This is a genomic window from Neorhizobium sp. JUb45 (assembly GCF_004343585.1).
GTDB lineage: Bacteria > Pseudomonadota > Alphaproteobacteria > Rhizobiales > Rhizobiaceae > Neorhizobium.
On sequence record NZ_SLYW01000006.1, the window covers coordinates 40920 to 56804 of the forward strand.

The 15885-nt window shown below is 59.4% G+C and carries 15 protein-coding genes; 9 read left to right on the forward strand and 6 right to left on the reverse strand.

Annotation, left to right across the window (positions count from 1 at the left end; all coding sequences use genetic code 11):
• Positions 1-33 precede the first annotated feature (33 nt).
• The 6 genes from EDF70_RS21310 to EDF70_RS21335 are packed head-to-tail and all read left to right on the forward strand — an operon-like array spanning position 34 to position 6610.
• Positions 34-996, forward strand: coding sequence for a nucleoside hydrolase (locus EDF70_RS21310; protein ID WP_132277698.1), 963 nt, complete (start codon positions 34-36; stop codon positions 994-996).
• Positions 993-1973: a nucleoside hydrolase gene (locus EDF70_RS21315; RefSeq protein WP_132277700.1), complete on the forward strand. Its 981-nt coding sequence runs from the start codon at positions 993-995 to the stop codon at positions 1971-1973. The genes EDF70_RS21310 and EDF70_RS21315 overlap by 4 nt, the downstream gene beginning before the upstream one ends.
• A complete protein-coding gene (locus EDF70_RS21320) occupies positions 1970-2944 on the forward strand; it encodes an ABC transporter permease (RefSeq protein ID WP_132277702.1) in 975 nt (324 codons plus the stop codon). The genes EDF70_RS21315 and EDF70_RS21320 overlap by 4 nt, the downstream gene beginning before the upstream one ends.
• Positions 2944-3885: an ABC transporter permease gene (locus EDF70_RS21325; protein ID WP_132277704.1), complete on the forward strand. Its 942-nt coding sequence runs from the start codon at positions 2944-2946 to the stop codon at positions 3883-3885. The genes EDF70_RS21320 and EDF70_RS21325 overlap by 1 nt, the downstream gene beginning before the upstream one ends.
• Positions 3886-3889: 4 nt before the next feature.
• Positions 3890-5707: an ABC transporter ATP-binding protein gene (locus EDF70_RS21330; protein WP_132277706.1), complete on the forward strand. Its 1818-nt coding sequence runs from the start codon at positions 3890-3892 to the stop codon at positions 5705-5707.
• Between the two features lie 12 nt (positions 5708-5719).
• Entirely contained in the window at positions 5720-6610 is an 891-nt protein-coding gene (locus tag EDF70_RS21335) for a ribokinase (protein WP_132277708.1), read from the forward strand.
• 352 nt (positions 6611-6962) lie between these two features.
• On the opposite strand, the gene EDF70_RS21340 is transcribed toward EDF70_RS21335, so the two are convergent.
• The 5 genes from EDF70_RS21340 to EDF70_RS21360 form a co-directional block, all read right to left on the reverse strand.
• A complete protein-coding gene (locus EDF70_RS21340; RefSeq protein WP_132277710.1) occupies positions 6963-7880 on the reverse strand; it encodes an SMP-30/gluconolactonase/LRE family protein in 918 nt (305 codons plus the stop codon).
• Between the two features lie 37 nt (positions 7881-7917).
• A complete protein-coding gene (locus EDF70_RS21345; RefSeq protein WP_132277712.1) occupies positions 7918-8865 on the reverse strand; it encodes an ABC transporter permease in 948 nt (315 codons plus the stop codon).
• Positions 8862-9803 carry an ABC transporter permease gene (locus tag EDF70_RS21350; RefSeq protein ID WP_132277714.1) on the reverse strand — a complete coding sequence of 314 codons (942 nt, stop codon included), beginning with the start codon at positions 9801-9803 and terminating at the stop codon, positions 8862-8864. Before EDF70_RS21350 ends, EDF70_RS21345 begins: the two co-directional genes overlap by 4 nt.
• On the reverse strand, positions 9800-11260 hold the full coding sequence (locus tag EDF70_RS21355; RefSeq protein WP_132277716.1) for a sugar ABC transporter ATP-binding protein: 1461 nt from the start codon (positions 11258-11260) through the stop codon (positions 9800-9802). The genes EDF70_RS21350 and EDF70_RS21355 overlap by 4 nt, the downstream gene beginning before the upstream one ends.
• Before the next feature lie 82 nt (positions 11261-11342).
• Complete coding sequence (locus EDF70_RS21360) at positions 11343-12350, reverse strand: ABC transporter substrate-binding protein (RefSeq protein WP_132277718.1); 1008 nt, start codon at positions 12348-12350, stop codon at positions 11343-11345.
• Positions 12351-12591: 241 nt separating this feature from the next.
• Between EDF70_RS21360 and EDF70_RS21365 the strand changes: the two genes are divergently transcribed.
• The gene (locus EDF70_RS21365; RefSeq protein ID WP_132277720.1) at positions 12592-13830 is read left to right on the forward strand and encodes a sensor histidine kinase; all 1239 of its coding nucleotides are present in this window, start codon (positions 12592-12594) and stop codon (positions 13828-13830) included.
• Positions 13827-14537, forward strand: a complete 711-nt coding sequence (locus tag EDF70_RS21370) for a response regulator transcription factor (RefSeq protein ID WP_132277722.1) — start codon at positions 13827-13829, stop codon at positions 14535-14537. Before EDF70_RS21365 ends, EDF70_RS21370 begins: the two co-directional genes overlap by 4 nt.
• Before the next feature lie 198 nt (positions 14538-14735).
• Here EDF70_RS21370 and EDF70_RS30035 read toward each other — a convergent pair whose 3' ends face one another.
• The gene (locus tag EDF70_RS30035) at positions 14736-15338 is read right to left on the reverse strand and encodes a hypothetical protein (protein ID WP_165932090.1); all 603 of its coding nucleotides are present in this window, start codon (positions 15336-15338) and stop codon (positions 14736-14738) included.
• A 26-nt stretch (positions 15339-15364) separates the two neighbouring features.
• On the opposite strand from EDF70_RS30035, the gene EDF70_RS21385 reads away from it, so the two are divergent.
• Positions 15365-15550, forward strand: a complete 186-nt coding sequence (locus EDF70_RS21385) for an SMP-30/gluconolactonase/LRE family protein (protein ID WP_132277724.1) — start codon at positions 15365-15367, stop codon at positions 15548-15550.
• The last annotated feature ends 335 nt before the right edge of the window (positions 15551-15885 follow it).

Here is a 15885-nt window from a genome sequence, read left to right on the forward strand (position 1 = left end):
CTTTTTATACCACAGACATTGAGGCATTGTTTTATGAAGCCGATTTCGATCATCGTCGATTGTGATCCCGGTATCGATGACACGATTGCACTGTTGACCGCATTCGTATCGCCGGAACTGAACATCCTTGGCATCACGCCGGTTAGCGGCAACCAGCCGCTGGAGCGTACGGTGCGCAATGCGCTGCAGGTCTGCGAGCTTGGTCAGCGCACCGACATTCCCGTTTACGCCGGCTGTTTCCGGCCGATGCTGCGCGAGCCGATCCATGGCCAGTTTCACGGCAAGACGGGCCTCGGCAACACGACGTTGCCGGAGCCGGTCAAGAAGGCGGAAGACGTGACCGCAGTTGATTTCCTCGTCGAAACGCTCGGCAAGGCCGCCGAAAGTGGTGAACGCATCACGCTCTGCTGCCTTGGCCCGATGACCAATGTTGCCGTCGCCCTGCGCATGAAGCCTGCGCTTGCAAACGGTATCGAGCGTATCGTCATGATGGGCGGTGCCTATCGCGAGCCGGGCAACCGCACGATGACTTCGGAATTTAACGTTCTCGCCGATCCGCATGCGGCGCATGTGGTGTTTTCCAGTGGTATCCCGATCGTGGCGCTGGCGCTCGATGCCACCCATCAGGTGATGCTGAAGCCGGAACATGTCGCCGAGTTTTCGCGCGTCAGCGGCCGCATTTCCGCAACGCTTGCCGAACTCATGGCCTTTTGGGATCGCAACGATGTGCGCCGTTACGGCTCGCGTGGTGGTCCGCTGCATGATCCGCTGGTCATGGCCTATATTCTTGCACCGCACCTGTTTGAAACCCAGAAGGCCCGCGTTTTCGTTGAATACGAAAGCGAGCTCTGCATGGGCCAGACGATTGCCGACTGGTACGGCAAGAGCGGGTTGGAGCCGAATGCCGACATCGTCACCAAGGTCGATGCGGAAGGCGTGATCGCCTTTTTCCTCGAGCGCCTGTCGCGTTACGCCGACGAAAAGGTTGTCGCATGAGTATCCACAAGGTCATCATCGATGCGGATCCGGGCGTGGACGATGCCGCCGCCATCCTGATGGCGCTTGCCTCGCCGGAAATCGAGGTTCTCGGCCTGTCGATCGTGGCCGGCAATGTCTCGCTCGAACATACCGTGACGAATGCCTGCAAGCTGGTGGGCGTGAGCCGTCGTCGTGACGTGCCGGTTTTTGCCGGTGCCAGTGGTCCGCTGGTCCGCGAGCAGGTTTTTGGCAAATATGCCCGCATCGGCTCGTTCGATGATACGCTGGTCAAGGCGGGCGATATCGTGCCTTCGAAAGAGAGCGCGATCCAGTTCATCGTGCGTTCGGCACGTGCTGCCGCAGCGGCAGGCGAGCAGATCACCATCTGTGCTATCGGCCCGCTGACCAATGTCGCGTTGGCGCTGATCCAGCATCCGGATGTGGCGCACGGTATCCGCCAGATCGTCTCCATGGGCGGTGCGTTTACGGCACTTGGTCACCGCACGCCCTGGGCGGAATTCAATATTTATGCAGATCCGCATGCGGCCGAAATCGTTTTCCAGTCCGGCGTACCGATCGTGCTGATGCCGCTCGACATGACCTTTCAGGCTCTTTTTACTGCCGAGCATTTCGAAAGATTTCGCGCTGGCGGCGAGGCGGGTGAGGCACTCTACAATCTCTTCACGACCTTCGACCGCAGCGACGAAAAACGCTTCGGTCGTCCGGGCGGGCCGATCCATGACGCGACGACGATCGCCTGGCTCATCCGCCCCGAACTGTTCACCAGCCGCGAGGCTTTTGTCGGCGTCCAGGTCACAGGCCTGACGATGGGTTATACCTATGCCGATTTCTACAAGAAGATGGATCGGCCGGCCAATGCCACCGTCGTCACCGATGTCGACGAAACCGGGTTCATCGAATTGCTGATCGAGCGCATTGCCCGCCATGGCGACGTGGCGCTCTACGGACAAACTCTGGGAGGCTCAAACGCATGAGCGGATATCTCTTAAGCCGGTCGCTGCAGACCGTGCTCACACTCCTCGTCATGTCGGTTCTGGTCTTTGCCGGCCTCTATCTGGTCGGCAATCCGGTTGACGTGCTGTTGAGTTCGACGGCGACGCCGGCGGAACGTCTTCAGGTCATCCAGTCCTTTGGCCTCGATCGGCCGGTCTGGGAACAATACTGGCTTTTCCTGACCCGCGCGTTGTCCGGTGACCTCGGCAATTCCTTCGTGTTCAATCAGCCGGCCCTGACGCTGATCCTCAACCGTATGCCGGCAACGCTGGAACTGGCCTTCGTCGCATTGTTCATGGCGCTGGTCATCGGCATTCCGCTGGGTGTTTATGCCGGCCTGAAGCCGAAAGGTTTCATTTCCAAGTCGATCATGACCTTCTCGATCCTCGGCTTCAGCCTGCCGACCTTCTGGATCGGTCTGGTTATGATCATGTATTTCAGTGTCTATCTCGGCTGGCTGCCGTCTTCCGGCCGTGGCGATACCGTCAATATGCTCGGCGTGCCGCTCTCGGTGTTCACGTGGGATGGCCTGTCGCATCTGTTTCTGCCGGCCTTCAATCTGGCGCTGTTCAAGATCTCGCTGGTCATCCGCCTTACCCGCGCCGGCGTGATGGAAACCATGCAGCTGGATTTCGTCCGCTTCGCGCGCGCCAAAGGCCTGACGGAACGCCGTATCGTCACCGTGCATGTGCTGAAGAACACGCTGATCCCGCTCATCACCGTCATCGGGCTCGAGCTCGGTTCTCTGATTGCCTTTGCCGTCGTCACCGAGACCATCTTTGCATGGCCGGGCATGGGCAAGCTGATCATAGACGCCATCGGCGTTCTCGATCGCCCCGTCATCCTCGCCTACCTGATGATCACTGTCGTGATGTTCAGCGTCATCAACCTGCTGGTCGACATCCTCTATTCAATCGTCGATCCCCGCGTCCGTCTTGAGGGGAACTCGTGATGACCGACAACAATTCGACCTCGACCACTTCGGTGCATACAGCCGCCAACAGCGGCGCGAAATCCGCCTCGCGCTCTCCTACCCGCGAAGTCATCTATGCCCTGCTGCATGACAAGCTGGCGCTGCTCGGCATCGTGCTGGTAACGATCTTCATTCTCGCCGCCGTTTTTGCGCCGCTGATCGCGCCGCAAAACCCGTATGATCTGGCGCAGCTGGATATTCTCGACGGGCGTTTGCAGCCCGGTTCGGAAAGCATGTCGGGCATGACCTATCTGCTCGGCACCGATACGCAGGGCCGTGACCTGTTCAGCGCCATTCTCTACGGCCTGCGCACCAGTATTCTCGTCGGTCTCTCCAGTGCCGCCATCGCGCTCGTCATCGGCGCGTCGATCGGCCTCACAAGTGCTTATGTCGGTGGCCGCACGGATTCGATCCTGATGCGTATCGTCGATATCCAGCTCAGCTTTCCGGCAATCCTGATCGCGCTGATCTTTCTCGCCATCCTTGGACAGGGCGTCGACAAGATCATTCTGGCGCTGGTCGTGACCCAATGGGCCTATTACGCCCGCACGATCCGCGGTTCGGCGCTGATCGAGCGCAAGCGCGCCTATGTCGATGCCGCCCGCTCCATGGCGCTGCCGGATCGCAGCATCCTGTTCCGGCATATCCTGCCGAACTGCCTGCCGCCGCTGATCGTCGTCGCCACCATGCGTGTCGCGTACGCGATCATGCTGGAAGCGACGCTGTCCTTCCTCGGTATCGGCCTGCCGGTCACCGAACCGTCGCTCGGCCTGCTGATTTCGAACGGTTTCGAATATCTGTTGTCCGGTGATTACTGGATCAGCTTCTTTCCGGGCATCGCGCTTCTGTTGCTCATCGTCGCGATCAATCTGATCGGCGATTCCTTGCGCGACATCCTCAATCCGCGTCGTGAGGGCTAAGATCATGAGCAATACCAACACTGGTCCAATTCTCAAGATTTCCAACCTCAACACGGCCTTCCGGGTCGGCAGCGAGTGGCGCAATGTCGTCAACAACGTGAGCTTCGACATCGCACCGAAGGAAACTGTCGCAGTCGTCGGCGAAAGCGGCTCCGGCAAGAGCGTCACCGCCATGTCGATCATGCGGCTTCTGTCGCCCGGCAATTCGCGCGTCACCGGCAAGATCGAGTTCGAGGGCAAGGACCTTCTGTCGATCCCGCTCGACGACATGCAGAAAATCCGCGGCAACCGCATCGGCATGATCTTTCAGGAACCGATGACCTCGCTCAATCCGGTGCTGAAGATCGGCGATCAGATCACCGAGGTTCTGCGCCAGCATCGCGGCATGTCGCAAGCCCAAGCACAGGCGGAAGCCGTGCGGCTTCTGGAAAAGGTGCGTATTCCGTCGGCAAAATCGCGCCTCAATGAGTACCCGATGAATTTTTCGGGCGGCATGCGCCAGCGCGTCGTTATTGCCATCGCCCTTGCCTGCGATCCAAAGCTGCTGATCGCCGATGAGCCGACCACGGCGCTCGACGTCACCATCCAGGCGCAGATCCTCGAGCTGATCAAGACGCTGCAGGAAGAGGAGGGCATGTCCGTTATCTTCATAACCCACGACATGGGTGTGGTCGCGGAAATTTCCGATCGCACCGTCGTCATGTATCGCGGCGAACAGGTTGAGACCGGCACCACGCATGACCTGTTTGCCGGCGCCAAACATCCGTATACCCGCGCGCTTCTGTCAGCCGTGCCGCAGTTGGGCTCGATGACGGGCAAGGATCGGCCATTGCGCTTCCCGCATGTCGACATGGCAACGGGCGAAATCCATCCGGTCAAGCCGACCGAAGACACCGTCAAGCGCAATCAGCCACCGATCCTCAAGGTCGACAACCTAATCACCCGTTTCCCGGTCAAGCAGGGCTTTTTGCGCAAAACGATCGGCCGCATCCATGCCGTTGAAGGCGTGTCGTTGGAACTGCGTCAGGGCGAAACCCTGTCGCTGGTCGGCGAGAGCGGCTGTGGCAAGTCCACGACTGGACGCTCGATCATTCGTTTGACGGACCCTGTCTCCGGTGAAGTGCAGATCGACGGCAAAAACGTGCTGAAAGCCGGAAAATCGGAACTGACGGATATTCGCCGTGAAGCACAGATGATCTTTCAGGACCCGTTCGAAAGCCTAAATCCGCGCATTCGTGTCGGTCAGGCGATTGCCGAGCCGATCATCAGCCATGGTCTGGTCAAGGCATCGGATGCCCGCCAGCGTGTCGGCGAGCTGCTGGAGCGTGTCGGTCTTGCCGCTTCGATGGCGGATCGTTTCCCGCACGAGTTTTCCGGCGGCCAGCGCCAGCGTGTCTGCATTGCCCGTGCGCTTGCTCTGGAGCCAAAACTGCTGATCGCCGATGAGTCCGTTTCGGCGCTCGACGTCTCGGTCAAGGCGCAGGTCATCAACCTGATGCTCGACCTGCAGGAAAAGCTTGGCCTCGGTTATCTCTTCATCAGCCATGACATGGCCGTTGTGGAGCGTATCAGCCACCGCGTCGCGGTCATGTATCTCGGTGAAATCGTCGAGATCGGCCCGCGTCAGGCCGTGTTTGAAAACCCCCAGCACGACTACACTAAGCGGCTGATGGCAGCGGTGCCGATCGCTGATCCGTCACGTCGGCAGACGCGCCGCATCTCCAATGACGAGATCAAAAGCCCGTTCCGCGCCGCCGATTATGTAGCCCCGAAGCGCACTTATGAAGAAGCCGGCGAAGGTCACTTCGTGCAGGTCGCGTAAGGGGAACATGCCATGATCATCACCTTCGGCTCCATCAATGTCGATTTCGTCTACGAGGTCGAAGACATGCCGCAACCTGGCCAGACGCTGCTTGCCAAAAAGTTTCGTACCGAATCCGGTGGCAAAGGCGCCAATCAGGCGTTGGCGGCGGCGCGTGATGGCGCCGAGGTGGTCATGGTCGGTGCTGTCGGCGATGATAGCCTGGCCAAGATTGGCTTGCAGAACCTGTCCGCTGCCACGGATATCAGCCGGGTTGCGCGTGTCACGGAGCCAACCGGCAATGCCTCGATCCATATCGACGCCAATGGCCGCAACATGATCGTTGTCGCAAGCGGCGCCAATCTGGCGGCGTCTTCGGATATGGTGGAGGAAGGCCTGCTCGCGCGGGCGAACATCGTTCTCCTGCAAATGGAAAATGATGTCGCCGAGGTGGAAAAGCTGATCCGCCGTTCGCTTGCCGTGAAGGCGACCTCGATCCTCAATCTGGCGCCTGCCTTTCCCTTGTCGCAACAGGTTCTGTCGCTGTGTGATCTTGTCGTGGTCAACGAGGATGAGGCGGAAGCACTGGCCGGTTGGCTTGGCTGCGGCCCTTCGGCGGAAGCACTGTCTGCGCACCTCGATACCGGTGTTCTGCGTACACTCGGCGGTGATGGCGCGGAAGCGTGTGCTTTTGGAGAAAATGTCCGCATCGCTGCTATGTCGGTATATGTTCAGGATACAACGGCGGCTGGCGATTGTTTTGTCGGAGTACTGGCGTCTGCGCTTGATCGCGACCTGCCATTGAAGGTGGCCATGCAAAGAGCATCGGTTGCCGCTGGTTTGGCGTGCTCTCGGGCAGGGAGCCAAAGCAGCATCCCATCATTTCAAGAAACACAGCTTGCTCTCACCGATACGAGATCTTAACGCTTCCCATCTGTGAGGACTCTTAAAAAATGTGTTCAACGTCTGATGGGGATCGACATCGACACTAATGCGCCAATATGATTGGCGAGCAGCGCATTAGGGCCTTGGTATCGAGGTGAACGAAGAGTTGCTGGCAAGGCAGAGTTTCGAATTCTGGGAGGCCACGCACCTGAAGCGTCGGGATGGATCCGTGACGAATTGGTGAGTGACTGCCTGCTGGCCGCCAGCGGGAGGCCGCCCTTTGGAAAGCCGCGCTGGCGGCTGCCTGTCCCGCCCTGCAAGCAACCGAAGCTCGTCTTCTATCCGCTTCCCGGCCCTGACGGCGGATAAAAGCGAAGCGGCCATGGAGCATTTATCCGATAGAACTGCCGTTGGTCGCGGTGTAGACGGCATACAGCGACCGCGTTGCCGTTATGAACAGGCGGTTTTTGCGTGGCCCGCCGAAGGTGATATTGGCGACCGTCTGCGGAATAAGGATTTTTCCGAGCAGCTTTCCATTCGGCCCGAAACAATGCACGCCATCGCCTGCGCTGGTCCACAGATTGCCGTGAACATCGAGGCGAAATCCATCCGGCAGGCCGTTGTCGAGTTCGCAGAACACGCGGCTGTTGGAGACATGACCGTCTTCGGCCATATCTAGGGCGCGGATGTGGCGCGGCGCGCTGGTGTCGTGGCTGGAGGATGAATCCGCAACGTAAAGCGTTTTTTCGTCCGGCGAAAACGCAAGGCCATTGGGCTGGCCGAAATCGGTGATGACGGCATCAAGTCTGCCGTTTGCCGGATCAAGCCGGTAGACGTTGCGTGTCGCTTGCTCCGGCTCGGCGCGATATCCCTCATAGTCTGACTTGATGCCGTAGGTGGGATCGGTGAACCACACGCTGCCATCAGATTTGACGACCACATCGTTGGGCGAGTTCAGGCGTTTGCCCTGATAGCTGTCGGCCAGCACGGTGATCGAACCGTCGATTTCGGTGCGGGTCACGCGCCGGCCGCCATGTTCGCAGGTGACAAGCCGGCCTTGCCGATCGCGCGTGTTGCCATTGGCGAAGTTTGACGGCGAGCGATAGGTCGATACGCCACTGCCTTCCGTCCAGCGCAACATGCGCTGATTGGGAATATCACTGAAGATCAGGCAGCCGAGATCTGCAAACCAAACTGGCCCTTCAGCCCATCGGCAGTCGGAATAAAGTTCCTCCAGATCCGACGTCCCGACAATCAGGTGGCGGAAACGGTCGTCATGGATCTCGTAGATGGAAGATGGCTGCGGCATGGTCTTTAAGTCCAATCGATATGTTCGAAACGGGTGATCAGCGGCTCGAGCGCTTGCCGCCGGCAAGCAGGATGACCGCGATGATGATGAAGCCGGTGAGCATGAGGCGGATGCCAGCGCCGAAACCGTAAGTATTGAGCATGGACACCACCAGGAACATGAAGAGCGATGCGCCCCATATGCCCGGAATGTTGGAATTGCCTCCGGCAACCGCGGTTCCGCCGATCACCACCACGGCGATCGACATCAGCAGGTATTCCGAGCCCATGTTGAGCGCGGCGCCGCCGGAAAAGCTGGCGAGCAGATAACCGCAGACGGAAGCCAGCACCGCGCAGAGCATGTATGTGACAAGTCGCGTGCCATCGACGGGAATACCCGCCATGCGGGCGGCGAATCGGCTCTGGCCGATCGCCGAGATCCAGCGCCCATAGATGGATTTTTCCAGCAGAACCCAGGCGATAGCCGACAGAACCAGCGCCACAAGCGCGATGTTGGGAATGCCGAACAGGCCTGATGTCGTGAAGCTCGCGAGCGTTTCCGGTGGCTTGATGCGCAGGCCGCGATTGCTCCAGATCGCCACCGACTGAACGATGAAACTCATCGACAGCGTGGCGATGATCGGCGGAATGCGCAGGAGCTTGATCAGGATGTAATTGCCCAAGCCGATGACCAGGCCAACGCCGATCGAGGCCAGCAGACCGACGATGATCATGCCGTCCTGCACATCCATCAGTTTCAGTGCCAGTGTACCCGAAAGCGTCATGGTGGCGGGGACCGAGAGGTCGACATTGCCCGGCCCGAGCGTGATGACGAACATCTGGCCGATGCCGACGATGACTGAAAAAGCAGCGAATGTCAGTGCTGCCTGTGACAGTCCGAAAGAACTGGCGCCGCCGGTGAAAAGGACGGTGATGATCCAGACGGTGATGGTGGCGGAAAATGACCAGATCCAGGGTTTTTCGGTGATGAATTTTTGTATCGTCATTGATGTTTCTCCCGCTTTTCCAGCCGGTTGAGGGCAAGGCGCAGTGCCAGCACGACGATCAGGATCGCGCCCTGCGCGCCGATCTGCCAATCCGGCGATATGCGCATGAAGGAGAGGAATGAGCCGGCAAGCGTCAGCGTCAGCGCGCCGATGACGGCGCCGATCGGCGAAACCTTGCCGCCGACGAATTCGCCACCGCCGAGAATGACGCCCGCAATCGACAGCAGTGTGTAGCGCAGAGCGATATTGGCATCGGCGGAGGTCGCGAGGCCGACCAGCGCGATGCCGGCGAGGATGGCGAACAGTCCGGCCAGCGCATAGGTGGCGGCGCGGATGCCGATCACCGACCAGCCGGCGCGTTCCACCGAGCGGTCATTGCCGCCGGTGCCGCGCATCAGCACGCCGAAGGACGAGCGCATGACGATGTAGTGGGTCACGGCGGCGATCAGGATGCTGGCGACGATGGCCATTGGCACGAGCGGCGGTTTGGCGGTCATGATCGCCCGCGCCCAGGAGGGGGCGGTACCGCCGGGCGAAGGCAGAATGAGGACGGCAAGGCCGCCCCAGACGAAACTCATGCCGAGCGTGACGACGATCGACGGCAGTTCGCGAACGTGGATGAGCACGCCCATGCCGGCATAGGCGGCGATTGCGCCGATGAAGATCAGCACGCCGAGAAGCGGCGAGGTCTGCAAAACGGTGGCTGCCACGCAGGCGCAAAAACTGACGAATGTGCCCATCGACAGATCAAGATCGTTGACTGACATGATCAGCATCTGCGCAATCGTTGCCAGTGCGATCGGCACCGCAAGATTGAACAGCAGGTTGAGGCCGGTATAGCTCATCGCCCGCGGCTGCATGTAAAAGACGGCGGCCAGAAGCAATGCCAGCGATGCGGCCGGAATGATCAGGCGGATCGTGCCGGAGGAAAGCTTCATGCCGCTTCTCCTTCACTGAAGGATGCGGCAAGTACGTTCTTTTCGCTGATCTCATCACCAACCAGTTCGGCAACGATCACCCCCTCGCGAAAGACATAAACGCGGTCGCAAAGCCGGATTTCGTCCATTTCCGTCGAATACCAGATGAAGGTACGGCCCTTGGCAGCCTCGGAGCGGAGGATCTCGTAAACTTCTTGCTTGGTGCCGATATCGACGCCACGCATCGGGTCATCCATCAGCACCGTTGAGGCCGTGGTTGCCAGCGCGCGGGCAAACAGCACTTTTTGCTGGTTGCCGCCCGAAAGCGACAGGATGCGGTTTGCGATGTCAGGCGTGCGGATTTCGATGCGCTGTTTCCAGCCCGCGCCAAGCGCGTCTTCACGGGCGCGATCGACTATTTTTCGCGACGACAGCTGACTGAGCGAGGCGATCGACAGGTTTTTCAGAATGCTCCAGAGTGGAAACGTGCCGTTGAGGCTGCGATCGCCGGCAACAAAGGCGATGTCGCGTTTGCGCGTCGGCCACCAGTTGCTGTTGTGCTCCAGATAAAGATCCAGCAGCGCGTCGGTCTGGCCGTGGCCGCCAAGTCCGGCAAGGCCGATCATCTCGCCGCGATAGGCTTTGAAAGCGATGCCGTGTCCGCGAGGCGGCGGCATGGAAAGAACCGGAGAACCCGTCTGCTCGGTGGTCTTGCGCGAAAATTCCTGCTCGCGCACGACATTGCCCATGGCCTCGACAAGGCTGTGGGTGTTGAATTCCTTTGCTGCGCGATCGGCGACGACACGGCCGTCCTTCATCACCACGATGCGGTCTGATGTGGACAGGATTTCGCCGAGAATATGCGAGATCAGCAGGACAGAGCCGCCGTCGCCGATGAAGGTGCGGATATACGCCATCAGCTGGGCGGCAAGGCCGGCATCCAGCGAAGAGGTCGGTTCGTCGAGAATGACGAGTTTCGGCCGCTGGTTGAGGCCGGCAAAACTGATGGCGATTTCCACCATCTGCCGCTCGGCGATCGACAGGTCGTCCACGGTGCTATCGCAATCGATGGCGTGGCCGGGGAAGATTTTCTGTAGTTGTGCGACGACCAGTTCGCCGGCACGGGCGCGCCAGTTCCAGCCTTTCAGTTCCGCATGCATGATACGAACATTTTCATTGACGGTCAGGTTGGGGCAGAGGGACAATTCCTGAAACACGCAACGCACGCCATTGGTGCGGGCGGCGGAAATGCCGTGAACGGCTTGGCCGCCATAGGTCAGCGTACCGTCATGCGGTTCAAGCCCGCCATTGATGACATTAACGATGGTCGATTTGCCGGCGCCGTTATGGCCGACGAGCCCGACACATTCGCCGGAATGGATCACGAGGTCGGCGCCATCGAGCGCCTTTACGGCCCCGAAGGTGACCTTGATGGCACGCGCGGCCACCACCTCTTCGCGTTTCAAAGGGTCTGTCATGCGATCGCTATCGGTTGGTCTGTCGCAAGGCCGTGCCGGGGCGAGGGGCATCCACTTTCGCCCCGGCAGCTTGGAGATGGCGTTACTTGCCGGCGATGACCTTCTGGGCATCCTCGAGCGAATATTCGACATTCGCCACGCCACCCTTCTGGGTGTTCTTCAGGTTATCCTCCAGATTGTCCTGGTCGATCCGCAGGAAGGGCAGGACGAGGTCCTTCTTGACCTCTTTGCCGTCCAGGATCTGCTGGGCGACCCAGAAGGCGAGCGTCGAGACGCCGGGCGCGATGGAGACCGACATGGTCTCGTAACCGTCCTTGTCCTTCTGGCTTTTCCACCACACGAGTTCATCCTCGCGGTTGCCCATGACGATGGTCGGGGTCGGGCGCTTGGCCGCGGCAAAGGCCTGTGCTGCGCCATATCCGTCGCCGCCCTGGGTAACGACGGCCGCCACTTCCGGCAGGCTCGGCAGAACACCGGCAACGGCACGCTGGGCAACGTCCTGCGCCCAATCGCCATTGACGGAACCGACCACCTTGAACTGCGGGTTCTTTTTCACGCCGGACTCGATGCCGGCATGGATCTCGTCATCGACGGAAACGCCCGCAAGGCCGCGAATCTCGAGAAGATTGCCGCCCTTGGGCAGTTTCTTGGCGAGATAATCGATCTGGCTTTCGCCCATCGCCTTGAAATCGACGGCGATGCGCCATGCGCAGGGCTCGGTCACGATGCCGTCGAAGGAAACGACGGTGATGCCGGCATCACAGGCTTCCTTGATGGCGCCATTGAGCGCCGTCGGAGAAGCGGCATTGATGACGATCGCATCATAACCCTGCAGGATCATGTTCTGGATCTGCGCCGCCTGTTCGGTCGCCTGGTTTTCTGCCGTGGTAAACGGATCGGCGGCAGCAATCACACCCTTGGAAACGGCTTCCTTGGTGATCTTGTCCCAGCTTGTCAGCATGGCCTGACGCCAGGAATTGCCGGCATAGTTGTTGGAAAGCGCGATTTTCTTGGACGACGTATCGGCGAAAGCGGTGCCGCCAAGGCAAGCAAAGGCGACGGATGCCGCCAGCATCATTCTGATGGTCATGATTTCCTCCCAAAAGCTCCCAAAAAATCTCCGGGCCGCTCCTCAACGGTTGTTCGGAGATAATCATTGCCCTGAGCCCCTCTTGCTCAGTAAATCGAGAATGGAGGAGAATTTTCACGTTGTATAGGCGCATACGAGCACCGCTTTTGCGGGAGCACGTCAATGATCTGCGGGTTCCCGCAGGACAAGCTGAAAAAGCTGGCGCTAAATGACGTTCAAGGACTCGGAGGAGGTCCAAACCATGATCGATCTCGGGCGCGATGCGCTGTTCGACCGTTATCTCGGCATTTCCAGGCTGTTGGCTGGGCAACTGGATTTCAATTCGATCATCCAGGCGGTGGCCGAGGAAATCCGGCATATCATTCCGCACGACCATCTCGATGTCTGCATCAAGATGGTCCACGGCAAATACCATATCGCCTATGAAAGCGGGCTCGAAACCGCCTGGAGCAGGCAGCCGCCGGCGCTCCTGAGCGGCAGCCCGATCCGCACCTTGCTGGCCGGCGAAGTGGATTTTCTTCTGGCGACCGATGCGTGCAGCGATCCGCGTTTTCACTTCGTAGGTGCCTTTTCCAGCCCGATCGTCGAGCTTTCGCTGCGCAGTCGGGTACATGTTCCCTTGAAGGCGCAAGGCGATGTCATCGGCGCGCTGAGCTGTTCGTCGCGACAGCGCGATCGGTACGATAGGGAGGATGTCGAAAAGGCGCGCGCGGTGGCGGATCTTCTGGCGCCCTATTTCTTCGCGCTGAGGGCCGCAGAACAGGCCAAGCTTTCGGCCGTGATCGAAACCGAGGCAAGAGCACGTGAAGAGGGGTTGCGGTTGGGGGCCTTGAAGCTGACCGAGGCGCTGGAGGCGGAGCGGCAACGCATCGGCATGGATCTGCACGACCAGACGCTGGCCGATCTGACACGCCTCACCCGCCGCATCGAGCGGCTGACCGGAAAAGGCACCATACACGGCGATACACTGGTGCCGTTCTGTCGCGCCTTGCAGCAATGTATGCATGATCTGCGTCAGATCATCGAGGAGGCCAAGCCCACGGTGCTTCAGCTATTCGGTGTGGCGGAGGCTATCGAAAATCATCTGGAGCGCTCGGTGCGCGAAAGCGGGCTGCCGGTACGCTGGCGGGTGATCGATCTGGCCGGCGAGGCGCTTGTCGATCTCGACCGAACCGTTGCGACTGCGCTGTTTCGCATCGTGCAGGAGGCGGTCAACAACGCCATCCGCCATGGACAGCCGAACACGGTAATCGTGACGTTGAGTGCCGACGAAGGCGCGATTTCCCTTGAAGTCAGTGATGACGGAGGCGGATTGGTATCGCATCGCGATCTGCCAGGTCGGGGTATCGACAATATGAAGACGCGGGCCAGGCTGATCTCTGCGCGATTGGAGATGGCGGCACATCCGGGCGGGCAGGGAACGATGGTGAAGGTGACACTTCCGTTGAGGCATGCGCTGAAGACGGAGGCGGCAGAATGAAGGTTCTCATCGTGGAGGACGATGCGTTGCATCGCTCCTATCTGAATGAAGCGGTGCGCACGGCGCTACCCGAATGCGATGCGGTGCTGGAGAGCGAAAACGGTCGGCTGGGCGAGATCGAGGCGCGAAAGCTGCGCGCTGAATTCATTGTGATGGACCTGCAGATGAGCGAGCGCAACGGCATAGAGGCCGCCCGCACCATCTGGCGGGAAAGACCGGATACAAAAATCCTGTTCTGGTCCAACTATTCTGATGAGGCCTATGTCCGCGGTGTTTCGCGTATCGTTCCGGAAGGCGCGACCTACGGGTATGTGCTGAAATCGACATCGGAAGAGCGCCTGAAACTGGCTTTGCGCAGCGTATTTCTGGAATCGCAATGCGTGATCGACCGCGAAGTGCGTGGCATCCAGCAGAAAGGCATGGGGTCAGGACACGGGCTGAGCGATGCCGAATACGAGATTCTTGTCGACGTTGCGCTGGGGCTGACCGACAAGACCATCGCAAGCCGAAAAAAGCTGTCGCTGCGTACCGTGCAGAACCGTCTACAGCAGCTCTATGAAAAACTCGAGGTCTATCAGGAGACTGGCGATGACGAGAGCCGTTACAATCTTCGCACGCGTGCGGTTGCTGTCGCATTGATGCGGCGCGTCCTCAATGCAAGTGCGGTGGAGCGCGCCGAACGCGACCTGCAGGACGATGCGGACTGATCGGAACAGATTGTCGAACCTCCACCGGTCAATAACACATATGTGCTAATGCAACGAACTGTCGTCATATGACATAAGATCACGCGACTTGCGGGTTCGCAATCTGGGGGGAGTGCAGATAGTGCCTAACAAACGTGTTGTCATCGGGGATGATCATCCCGTATTCCGGGGCGGTCTTTCGCAACTCATACGTCAGATTTATCCAGACGCAGAGATCGTAGAAGCGGGAACCTTTAACGATGTTTTGGAGGCATCGCGGCGTGGCGCACCACCGGTGCTGATTGTCATCGACCTTCTGTTTCCCGGACTGGATATCGAAACATCCCTGACCGCGATGCGACAGGAGTTTCCAAAGTCCTCGCTTGTCATTGTTTCCATGCTCAATGACCCACGGACGATCCAAACGCGCACTGCTGGTCGCAGACGCAGCAGGCCTACACGTTCTTTGCTGGAACGGACAAGCTTGATGCCGCACTCCTGCTGACAACATGTTTCGGCTTTGAGCATGACGATCGTTTGCGTAGGAAAAGAGACGCTATTGAGCGAGAGCTCGCTGTCGGGCCGCTTGTCCATCGCAACAGCGATGTTTGCAAAGAAGAGGGGGATTTTGTCGCCTGCTGCTGTTGGCTGGTCGGAGCCTATGCATTTCTCGGGGAGGTCGATCGCGCCGAGGATATGCGCGTTCAGCTGCTTGAAAAACTCCGCAACAATTTCGGTATTCTCACCGAACAGATCGATCCCGCGACCGGGGAAGGGCTGGGCAACCTCGCGCAAGGCTTGAGCCACCTCGCTTTCCTTCACGCAATGTTCTCGCTTCAGGAAAACAGATGATGGATGTTCGAATTCTCGACGCGCGCTTGCCGGCCTGCCAGCTGGATGAAGGTGCTTATTGGGATGCGCCAACAGCCTCCCTGCACTGGGTGGATATCATCGGGCGCTCGGTCCATCGGTATTGGCCGGGCAATCTGGCGCACCAGACATGGGCCGTGTCTAAGGAGGTCAGCTCTGCCTAAGCATCAGGCCGGGTCGATGTTTGAGATCCGCGGCGTACGCGGGCGCCCGTACTACTTGATATACGCCGATGACGCGTCGGGATTGCAGAAGCCGTGGGGTGATATAATTGGCGGTTTGCGGCGCTCGAACCATGATGGCGCAATCGCATTCCGCGTCAAAAGGCCATCGCTCTTGTCCGTCAGATAAAGTTGTGCGCTGGTATTAGGGAACATCATTTGGTATTTGCCGAAGAGCGGCTCGATACGTCGCCACCCATAGCAGATCGGTGCCGAGACGCGCAGCACCCCATTGGGTCCGACGCGTCCCAAGCCGCTTTCCTCCTTGGCGTCACGTG

What these genes read in the sequence shown, in the direction of transcription:
- EDF70_RS21310 (WP_132277698.1), top strand. Translation starts at nt 34, where the DNA reads ATGAAGCCGATTTCGATCATCGTCGATTGTGATCCCGGTATCGATGAC.
- EDF70_RS21315 (WP_132277700.1), top strand. Translation starts at nt 993, where the DNA reads ATGAGTATCCACAAGGTCATCATCGATGCGGATCCGGGCGTGGACGAT.
- EDF70_RS21320 (WP_132277702.1), top strand. Translation starts at nt 1,970, where the DNA reads ATGAGCGGATATCTCTTAAGCCGGTCGCTGCAGACCGTGCTCACACTC.
- EDF70_RS21325 (WP_132277704.1), top strand. Translation starts at nt 2,944, where the DNA reads ATGACCGACAACAATTCGACCTCGACCACTTCGGTGCATACAGCCGCC.
- EDF70_RS21330 (WP_132277706.1), top strand. Translation starts at nt 3,890, where the DNA reads ATGAGCAATACCAACACTGGTCCAATTCTCAAGATTTCCAACCTCAAC.
- EDF70_RS21335 (WP_132277708.1), top strand. Translation starts at nt 5,720, where the DNA reads ATGATCATCACCTTCGGCTCCATCAATGTCGATTTCGTCTACGAGGTC.
- EDF70_RS21340 (WP_132277710.1), bottom strand. Translation starts at nt 7,880, where the DNA reads ATGCCGCAGCCATCTTCCATCTACGAGATCCATGACGACCGTTTCCGC.
- EDF70_RS21345 (WP_132277712.1), bottom strand. Translation starts at nt 8,865, where the DNA reads ATGACGATACAAAAATTCATCACCGAAAAACCCTGGATCTGGTCATTT.
- EDF70_RS21350 (WP_132277714.1), bottom strand. Translation starts at nt 9,803, where the DNA reads ATGAAGCTTTCCTCCGGCACGATCCGCCTGATCATTCCGGCCGCATCG.
- EDF70_RS21355 (WP_132277716.1), bottom strand. Translation starts at nt 11,260, where the DNA reads ATGACAGACCCTTTGAAACGCGAAGAGGTGGTGGCCGCGCGTGCCATC.
- EDF70_RS21360 (WP_132277718.1), bottom strand. Translation starts at nt 12,350, where the DNA reads ATGACCATCAGAATGATGCTGGCGGCATCCGTCGCCTTTGCTTGCCTT.
- EDF70_RS21365 (WP_132277720.1), top strand. Translation starts at nt 12,592, where the DNA reads ATGATCGATCTCGGGCGCGATGCGCTGTTCGACCGTTATCTCGGCATT.
- EDF70_RS21370 (WP_132277722.1), top strand. Translation starts at nt 13,827, where the DNA reads ATGAAGGTTCTCATCGTGGAGGACGATGCGTTGCATCGCTCCTATCTG.
- EDF70_RS21385 (WP_132277724.1), top strand. Translation starts at nt 15,365, where the DNA reads ATGATGGATGTTCGAATTCTCGACGCGCGCTTGCCGGCCTGCCAGCTG.